We start from the raw sequence: 8908 nt of genomic DNA, 5'->3' as shown, positions 1-8908 counted from the left end.
GGGGCTCCGCCCCAGACCCCGCGCCTCAAACGCCGGCGAGGCTGGATTTGCCCCGTCTCGGCAAGAAGCCCTGTACCCGGGGGCGCAGCCGCGGGGCGGGGGCTGCGCGTACGGCCGGGGAATCCGGGCAGGGCGGGTAGGGGAACCGCCTGAGGTGAGGCGGCGGGCGGGCTCGGCGTCGCCGGGGAGGAAACGGTTCCGCATACTGATACCGCAGGTGATCGCGGAGCTGGAGGGCGCGTGGCGGAAGCCGATGGGGTGGAGGACCGCAAGCCCCAGTCCGACGAGGCGCACAGCGCCTTCACACCGCCGCCCGGGATGGCGCCCGAGGTCCAGGAGGACGATCAGCCCACCTCGGAGTTCGCGCTCCCGGCGGGCGCCGAGCCGGTGCAGCCCGAGCCCGAGGGCTCGGCCTTCGCGAACCCGGCCACCTACAGCGCCGCGCACTCCCCGCCCGCCTACACCCCCGGCCAGGGCTTCCCCGTCGCCCGGATGAAGGAGTCCCCCTGGCAGGACCGCATGCGCACGATGCTGCGCATGCCGGTGGACGTGCGGCCCGTACCGGACCTGGTGCAGCGGACGGCCGAGACCGGGCCCGCCGTGGGCCGCGTGCTCGACCTGACCCTGCGCATCGGCGAGCTGCTGCTCGCCGGCGGGGAGGGCGCCGAGGACGTGGAGGCCGCCATGTTCGCGGTGGCCCGCTCCTACGGGCTGGACCGCTGCGAGCCCACGGTCACCTTCACCATGCTGTCGATCACCCACCAGCCCTCGCTGGTGGACGACCCGGTGTCGGCGAACCGGACCGTGCGCCGCCGCGGCACCGACTACAACCGGCTCTCCGCCGTCTTCCGGCTCGTGGACGACATCAGCGCCCCCGAGATCGACGTCTCGCTCGAGGAGGCCTACCGGCGGCTCGCCGAGATCCGCCGCAACCGCCACCCGTACCCCGGCTGGATGCTCACGGCCGCCGCCGGACTGCTCGCCGGGGCGGCTTCCACGCTGGTCGGCGGCGGGGTGCTGGTCTTCTTCGCGGCGGCCCTCGGGGCGGTCCTCGGCGACCGGCTGGCCTGGCTGTGCGCCGGGCGCGGGCTGCCGGAGTTCTACCAGTTCGTGGTCGCCGCGATGCCGCCGGCCGCGATCGGGGTGGCGCTCAACATGACGACGATCGACGTCAAGGCCTCCGCCGTGATCACCGGCGGGCTCTTCGCGCTGCTGCCCGGACGGGCCCTGGTCGCGGCCGTGCAGGACGGCCTGACCGGCTACTACATCACCGCCTCCGCCCGGCTGCTGGAGGTCATGTACCTCTTCATCGGCATCATCATGGGCGTGCTGGTCGTGCTCTACGTCGGCCTGCAGTTCGACGCCTCCCCGCGGCCGGAGGAGGTCCTGCAGATCCAGCAGCGGCCGCTGATCCAGATCGCGGCCTCCATGGTGCTGGTGTTCACCTTCGCGGTCCTGCTCCAGCAGGAACGGTCCACCGTGTGGATCGTGACGCTGAACGGCGCGGTGGCGTGGGTGACCTTCGGGGCCCTGCACTACGCGGGCAAGATCCCGCCGGTGCCGTCCACCGCCATCGCCGCCGGGCTGGTCGGCCTGTTCGGGCAGCTCTTCTCCCGCTACCGCTTCGCCTCCGCCCTCCCGTACACGACCGCGGCCATCGGGCCGCTGCTGCCGGGTTCGGCGACGTACTACGGGCTGCTGCTGATCGCCGAGGACCGGCTCAACGAGGGCCTGGGCTCGCTCGTGAACGCCGCGGCCATCGCCCTCGCCATCGCGATCGGCGTCAACCTGGGCTCGGAGGCCTCCCGCCTGTTCATGCGGATCCCGGGGGCGGCCAGCGCGGCCAAGCGCCGCGCCGCCAAGCGCACCCGCGGCTTCTGAGGGCCCGAGGGACGGCCCAGGGGCCCTGAGGGGCTCCAGCGGGCCCGCGGGGATACGCGTACGCCCCGGGCCCCCTCGCGGGGGTTCCGGGGCGTACGGGCGGTACGGGGCGGCCGGGACGGCCTAGCGCTTCGCGTGGCGGCCGCGCTGGCCCGGGGCCTGGCCCTCGGCGTCGAGCGGGGCCTGGGCGGCCGCGGCGGCCTTGCTCTCCTTGCGGGCCTTGAGCACCTCGAAGACCACCGGGATCACCGAGATCAGGACGATGCCCACCAGGATCGGCTCGATGTTCGTCTTGATGAACTCGATCTGGCCGAGCCAGTAGCCCGCGACCGTGACGCCCGCGCCCCAGCCGATGCCGCCGATGATGTTGTAGGTCAGGAAGGTGCGGTACTTCATCGCGCCGGCGCCGGCGACCATCGGCGCGAAGGTGCGGATGATCGGCACGAAACGGGCCAGCACGATGGCCTTGGGGCCGTGCCGGTCCATGAACTCGTGCGCCTTGTCGAGGTTCTCCCGCTTGAAGAGCTTGGAGTTCGGCCGGTTGAAGAGCTTCGGCCCGAAGTACTTGCCGATCATGTAGCCGACCTGGTCACCGATGATCGCGGCGGCCACGATCAGCGTGCAGACCAGCCACAGCGGCTGCTTGATGTACTGGCCGTCCGCGACCAGCAGACCCGCGGTGAACAGCAGCGAGTCACCGGGCAGGAACGCGAAGAGTCCCGACTCCGCGAAGACGATGACCAGGATGCCGATCAGACCGAAGTGCGAGATCAGATAGTCCGGGGACAGCCACTCAGGGCCGAGCGCAATCGTGTACACGGGTTCCGGACTCTCCTGGATCGGGGGGCGTGCCGGGGGCAGCAGGCGGTTGCGGGCAAGGTAAAGGCAGTCTCAATTATCAACGCACACGACCCCCTCCCGGTTCCAGGTACCGGAGGGGGTCGAGTGCGTGACGTTATGGCTACGCCTTGCGCACGGCGTTGGCCAGGATCGCGTCCCTCAGATGCTCGGCGAGACCCGGCCGCAGGGCCTCGTAGGTCGCCTTGAAGCGCTCGTCCGCGACGTACATCTCACCGAGGCAAGTGTGCATCTCGTACGGGCAGTCGTAGAACCAGGTGGTGATGTGGAGCCGGTGCTCCTCCGCCAGGTCCATGGCGCGCTCGCCCTCGGCGGGCTCGCCGGCCTCCATGAGGGCCGCGTAGCGGACGCCCCACTCGGCGGACTGGTCCTGGATCCGCTGCCAGTCGTCCTTCGTGTACGAGGCGGCCCGGCGCTGCGACTCGGCGTAGGCCTCGGTGCCGCCCCACCGCTCCTGCACCTCCTCCTCGTACTGCTCGGGGTCGTGGTCCCCGAAGACCTCGAACTTCTCCTCGGGCGTGAGGTTGATGCCCATCTTCTTCGCCTCCATGGCGTGCTCAACGGCCTTGGCCATCTGCTGGAGCCGGGCGATCCGGTCGGTCAGCAGGGCATGCTGCCGGCGCAGATGCTCCCGCGGGTCCGATTCCGGGTCGTCCAGCAGGACCGCGACCTCGTCGAGGGGGAAGCCGAGCTCCCGGTAGAACAGGATCCGCTGCAGCCGGTCCAGGTCGGCGTCGCCGTAGCGACGGTGACCCGCGTGGCTGCGGCCGCTCGGCGAGAGCAGCCCGATCTCGTCGTAGTGGTGCAGGGTGCGCACCGTGACTCCGGCGAATCCGGCGACCTGGCCCACGGAGTAGCCCATGTCCGCTTCCCTCCTCGTTCCGGTTGGGTACGCCCTTCACTGTGGGTCCTCACGCCGCGTGAGGTGCAAGTCCGACCGGCCGGCTACTTGCTCAGGCCCCGGAAGCGGCGCACCGCCAGCGGGAAGAAGACCGCCAGCAGCAGGAGCGGCCAGCCGACGGCCAGCAGGCCCGCGTGCTCGAAGGCCCAGGACGGAGCGGCCGAGGCGGAGGCCGCCGCCGGGTTGCCGAACAGGTCGCGGACCGCCGTCGCCGTCGCCGACATCGGGTTCCATTCGACCACGGCCCCCAGCCAGCCCGGCATGGACTGCGGGGTGGCGAAGGCGTTGGACAGGAAGCCCACCGGCCACACCAGGATCTGCACCGCCTGCACCAGCTCCGGCCGGCCCGCGACCATGCCCAGGTGGATCCCGATCCACAGCATCGCGAACCGCAGCAGCAGGAGCAGCGCGAAGGCCGCCAGCGCGGCCGCCGCCGAGCCGTGCCAGCGCCAGCCGAGCAGCAGCCCGACCCCCGCCAGGACCACGAGGCCCACCGCCGACTGGATCATGTCCGCGACGCTGCGGCCGACCAGGACCGCCGAGGAGGACATCGGCATGGCCCGGAACCGGTCGATGACCCCCTTCTCCAGGTCCCGGGTGACCGCCGTCATCGTCGACTCCAGCCCGAAGGCCATGGTCAGAGCGAACATGCCGGGCACCAGGAACTCGACGTACTCCCCGTCGATGCCCCGGCCGCCGCCCACCAGGAAGCCGAACATCAGCAGCAGCATCACCGGGAAGACCAGGCCGACGACCACCTGCACGGGCTGCCGCGCCCAGTGCGCCAGCTCGCGCCGGGTCATCGTCCAGGAGTCCGAGACCGCCCACGTGGCACTCATGCCGCCACCTCCTTGCGGCCGGAGCCGTCCGTCAGGTGCAGGAAGACCTCGTCCAGCGTGGGCCGCCGGACCGCGAGGTCCTCCGCTTCGATGCCGGCGCCCTCCAGCGCCCGCAGGGTCAGGGCCAGGCCCGCCATCCGGTCCTCCACGGGGAAGCTGAGCGTCACGGAGTCCTGGTCCACCGACGGGTCCGGGAGCAGCTCCGCGGCCTCCGCCAGCCGCGCCGGGTCCCGCAGGACGACGACGATCCGGTCGGCCCCGACCAGGGCCTTCAGCTCGTCGGCCGTGCCCTCCCGGGCCACCCGCCCGGCGTCGACCAGCGCGATGCGGTCGGCGAGCTGGTCGGCCTCCTCCAGGTACTGCGTGGTCAGCAGGACGGTCGTGCCGCCGCCGACCAGGGAGCGGACCGCGCTCCACACCTCGGCGCGGCCGCGCGGGTCGAGTCCGGTGGTCGGCTCGTCCAGGAACAGCACCTCGGGATCCGTGATCAGGGAGGCCGCGAGGTCGAGGCGGCGGCGCATGCCGCCGCTGTACTTCTTCACGGGTTTGCGGCCGGTGTCCGAGAGGCCGAAGCCCTCGAGCAGCTCGTCCGCCCGCAGCCCGGCCCGTCGCGCGCCGAGGTGGTAGAGGCGGCCGAACATCTCCAGGTTCTGGCGCCCGTCCAGTTCCTCGTCGAGCGCGGCGTGCTGGCCGAGCAGCCCGATCCGGGAGCGGACGGCCGCCGCGTCGGTGCGTACGTCGAGACCCGCCACCCGCACCACGCCCTCGTCGGGGCGCAGCAGGGTGCTCATGATCCGCACGGCCGTGGTCTTGCCGGCCCCGTTGGGGCCGAGCACCGCGTGGACCGTGCCGGGGGCCACTTCCAGGTCGAGCCCGGCCAGGGCGTGCTTGTCGCCGTACCGCTTGTGGACACCTTCGAGGGAGATCGCCAACGCGACCGACTCCTTACTCGTGCTAGCTAGTCAAACTTGATTAGCGACCTGCAAGGTAGTGCCCCGCAAGCGGCTAGTCAAACTTGATTACGAAAGATTTTCCGAGCGGCGGGCGCCTACGAGCAGGACGGGCCGGACGGGTCGGACTGCGCGTACGGGTTCTCCTCGTCGTCCGCCAGGACCCCCGCGAACGGCTCGCCGCCCTCGCCCGAGAAGGAGTACGCGCCGCCCTCGATCCGCGCGATCAGCCCGCGCGTCCACTCCGCCTCGGCGTCCGCGGAGTGCAGCCACATGTGCATGATCTCGCCGATGTGCCCCAGCTGCCCGGGGCCGGCCTCCGGCTCGTAGTAGTCCGTCACCGAGGACCGCCAGCCCGCCAGCTTCGACAGCCGCTCGCCGAGCAGTTCCAGGACCTCGGCCCGCGGCAGATCGGCCATGAAGCCGATCGCCGCGGACAGCACGTCCGTCTTCTGGTCGTACGCCGCCAGGGCCTCGCGCAGCAGCCTGAAGTACTCGGCGCGCCCCGCGTCCGTGACCTCGTACTCGGTGCGCGGCGGCCCGCCGGCGGCGCTGGGCGCCACCTCGTGCGCGTGCAGGACCCCCTGCTTCGCCATCTGCTTCAGCGCGTGGTAGATCGATCCGGGCTTGGTGTTGGACCACTCGTGCGCGCCCCAGAACTCGAGGTCGTTGCGCACCTGGTACCCGTGCGCCCGCCCGTGCTGGCGGACGGCACCGAGGACGAGAAGCCGGATCGCTGACATGGGGCCAGGCTACTAAGCCCCGCTCAGGGCCCCGCTCAGCCCATGGCCTTGGTGCCGTCGATGGTCTCGCGGACGATGTCCGCGTGGCCCGCGTGCCGGGCGTACTCCTCCACCAGGTGCAGGAGCATCCAGCGCATCGAGACCTTGGCGTCCTGGGGGAACCAGGGCGCCGGAGGCAGCGGGAACACCTCGTCGAGGCTGGGCAGGGTCCGGACGAAGTCCTCCAGCTCCTCGCTGACCCCTGCCCAGAAGGCCAGCACGGAGGGGATGGACTCGTCGTCGACGAGCTGGAAGGCCTCGCCCCAGGTCTCCGCGGTGCGCTGCCGCTCGTTGGGCCGCTGCTGGGCCAGCCGCAGCCAGTTGAGCTCGACCTCGGCCGCGTGCTTGAGCAGCCCCGACAGGGACAGCTCGCTGGCGCTGGGGCGGCTCGCGGCCTGCTCGTCGGTCAGCCCGAGCACCGATTCGCGCAGGGCCGCCCGCTGGGCCTCGACGAAGGCGAGGAGCGTGCCGCGCTCGTCGCCGAGGACCTCGGTGGAAATCTGTGCCATGACCGACCGCCTTCCGTGGGGTGCCGGGGAGCCGTTCCCCCCGACACCTCACACGCTACGGAGCATCGCGGTCAGCTCCTGTCCTAGATGCCGCCTCAGTGCGGGGAGATTTCCCCGTCCGGGCGAATCGCGGGCAGCGCGCCGGCCGGCTTCGGCAGCAGGGCCTTGGAGAGGTCCTGCTTCCCCGTCGGGTCCAGGCCGTACATCGCTTCGTAGATCTTGCGGACCGCCGGTCCCGAGGCGCCCGAGCCGGTGCCGCCCTGGGAGATCGTCATGACGATCGTGTAGTCCTCGGTGTAGGAGGCGAACCACGAGGTGGTCTGCTTGCCCTGGACCTCGGCGGTACCGGTCTTGGCGTGCATCGGGATCTGCTTCTGCGGCCAGCCGCCGAACCGCCAGGCGGCGCTGCCGGAGGTGGCCACCCCGGCGAGGGCCTCGTCGATGTTGTTCCGGGTCTTGGCGTCCATCGGGAGCCTGCCCTGCTCCTTCGGCGCGATCTCCTGCACCGAGGTCCCGTCGGCGCTGACGATCGCCTTGCCGACGCTGGGCTGGTGCAGCGTGCCGCCGTTGGCGATGGCCGCGTAGACGGAGGCCATCTGGACCGGGGTGACGAGGGTGTCGCCCTGCCCGATCGAGTAGTTGATCGCGTCGCCCTCGCGCATCTGGTTGCCCTGGCGGCAGTTCTCGTAGGCGATCTGCTCGGCGAAGCTGCCGTTCTTCTTGCCGTCCCGGCACCAGGCGTCCTTGTTCGCCTCGAAGAAGTCCTGCTTCCACTTGCGGTCGGGGACCCGGCCGGGGACCTCGTTCGGCAGGTCGATGCCGGTGCGCTTGCCCAGTCCGAACTCGTGGGCGGTCTTGAAGAACCAGTCGTTCGGGTTCTTCTTCGGGTTGATCCCGCCGTCCTTCTTCCACTCCTGGTCCGCGAGCAGGTAGTAGACCGTGTCGCAGGAGACCTCCAGGGCCCGGCCGATCGTGATGTCGCCGTGGCCCTGCGATTCGAAGTTCGTGAAGGTCTGGTTGCCGACCGAGTACGAACTGGGGCAGGGGTAGCGGTTGTTGAACGGGTACCCGGCGTTGACCGCGGCGGTCGAGGTGACCACCTTGAAGATCGAGCCGGGCGCCGCCTGGGCCTGGATCGCCCGGTTCAGCAGCGGGTAGTTCGACTCCTTGTCGGTGAGCGACGCGTAGTCCTTGGCGGAGATGCCGCCCACCCAGGCGTTCGGGTCGTAGGTCGGGTTCGAGGCCATCGCCACGATGCGGCCCGTCTTGGACTCCATGACCACGACCGCGCCCGAGTCGGCCTCGTAGTTCCTGCGCGTGTTCTTGTCGTACTGGTCGCGGGCCTCGATCATCGCGTTGTTCAGCTCGCGCTCGGCGACCGCCTGCACCCGCGAGTCGATCGAGGTCACGACATTCGAGCCGGGCAGCGCCTTGTCCGTCTCGCCCTGCCCGATGACCCGGCCGAGGTTGTCGACCTCGTAGCGGGTGATGCCCGCCTTGCCGCGCAGCTCCTTGTCGTACGTGCGCTCCAGGCCGGAGCGGCCGACCTGGTCGGAGCGCAGGTAGGGGGATTCGGAGTTCTTCGCCTTGGCGATCTCCTCGTCGGTCACCGGCGAGAGGTAGCCGAGCACCTGGGAGGTGTTGGCCTGGTCGGGCGCGGCGTAGCGGCGCATGGCCGTGGGCTCGGCGGTGATGCCGGGGAAGTCCTCGGCGTGCTCGTGGATCTGGAGTGCCTGCTCGGTGGTGGCCTCGTCACTGACCGGGATGGGCTGGTACGGCGAGCCGTTCCAGCAGGGCTGGGGGGTCTTGGAGTCGCAGAGCCGGACCTTGTCGACGACCTCCTGGGGGTCCATGCCCAGGACGCCCGCGAGGCGCGTGAGGACGGCCTTGCCGCGGTCCTTCATTTTCAGCAGCTCGGTGCGGTTGGCGGAGACCACCAGGTGGGTCGCGTTGTCGGCGAGCGGCACCCCGCGCGAGTCCAGGATCGAGCCGCGCACGGCGGGCTGGACCACCCGCTGGACGTGGTTGTTCTTGGCCTCGTCGGTGTACTCCTGGCCATTGCGTATCTGGAGGTACCAGAGCCGTCCGCCCAGGGTGAGCAGCAGTGAGAAGACCACGATCTGGATGACGACGAGCCGGTTCTGGACCCGAGGGGTCCGGCCGGTCTCGGGTATGTTGCTCAACTTGC

7 protein-coding genes and 1 pseudogene are annotated in these 8908 nt (G+C 70.8%); 1 reads left to right on the top strand and 7 read right to left on the bottom strand.

Features of this window, described 5'->3' with window-relative positions; genetic code table 11:
* Positions 1–240: 240 nt before the first annotated feature.
* Positions 241–1881 carry a threonine/serine exporter ThrE family protein gene (locus tag ACFWP3_RS34540; RefSeq protein WP_384229096.1) on the top strand — a complete coding sequence of 547 codons (1641 nt, stop codon included), beginning with the start codon at positions 241–243 and terminating at the stop codon, positions 1879–1881.
* A 123-nt stretch (positions 1882–2004) separates the two neighbouring features.
* Here ACFWP3_RS34540 and ACFWP3_RS34535 read toward each other — a convergent pair whose 3' ends face one another.
* The 7 genes and pseudogenes from ACFWP3_RS34535 to mrdA all read right to left on the bottom strand — a co-directional run.
* Positions 2005–2700 (bottom strand): VTT domain-containing protein, encoded by a 696-nt coding sequence (locus tag ACFWP3_RS34535; RefSeq protein ID WP_384229094.1) that lies wholly within the window; start codon positions 2698–2700, stop codon positions 2005–2007.
* A gap of 142 nt (positions 2701–2842) precedes the next feature.
* Positions 2843–3601 carry a MerR family transcriptional regulator gene (locus ACFWP3_RS34530; protein ID WP_384229091.1) on the bottom strand — a complete coding sequence of 253 codons (759 nt, stop codon included), beginning with the start codon at positions 3599–3601 and terminating at the stop codon, positions 2843–2845.
* A gap of 83 nt (positions 3602–3684) precedes the next feature.
* Positions 3685–4479 carry an ABC transporter permease gene (locus ACFWP3_RS34525; protein WP_384229089.1) on the bottom strand — a complete coding sequence of 265 codons (795 nt, stop codon included), beginning with the start codon at positions 4477–4479 and terminating at the stop codon, positions 3685–3687.
* On the bottom strand, positions 4476–5411 hold the full coding sequence (locus ACFWP3_RS34520; RefSeq protein WP_384229086.1) for an ATP-binding cassette domain-containing protein: 936 nt from the start codon (positions 5409–5411) through the stop codon (positions 4476–4478). Before ACFWP3_RS34520 ends, ACFWP3_RS34525 begins: the two co-directional genes overlap by 4 nt.
* Before the next feature lie 116 nt (positions 5412–5527).
* Positions 5528–6172, bottom strand: coding sequence for a PadR family transcriptional regulator (locus ACFWP3_RS34515; protein ID WP_384229083.1), 645 nt, complete (start codon positions 6170–6172; stop codon positions 5528–5530).
* A 35-nt stretch (positions 6173–6207) separates the two neighbouring features.
* On the bottom strand, positions 6208–6720 hold the full coding sequence (locus ACFWP3_RS34510) for a DinB family protein (RefSeq protein WP_384229080.1): 513 nt from the start codon (positions 6718–6720) through the stop codon (positions 6208–6210).
* Positions 6721–6827: 107 nt separating this feature from the next.
* Positions 6828–8903: pseudogene (gene mrdA, locus ACFWP3_RS34505) on the bottom strand (penicillin-binding protein 2); the annotation flags it as partial.
* Between the last annotated feature and the right edge of the window lie 5 nt (positions 8904–8908).

Source organism: Streptomyces sp. NPDC058525 (assembly GCF_042719495.1).
In the GTDB taxonomy this organism is placed as follows: domain Bacteria; phylum Actinomycetota; class Actinomycetes; order Streptomycetales; family Streptomycetaceae; genus Streptomyces.
This window is presented reverse-complemented; position numbering and strand designations above follow the sequence as displayed.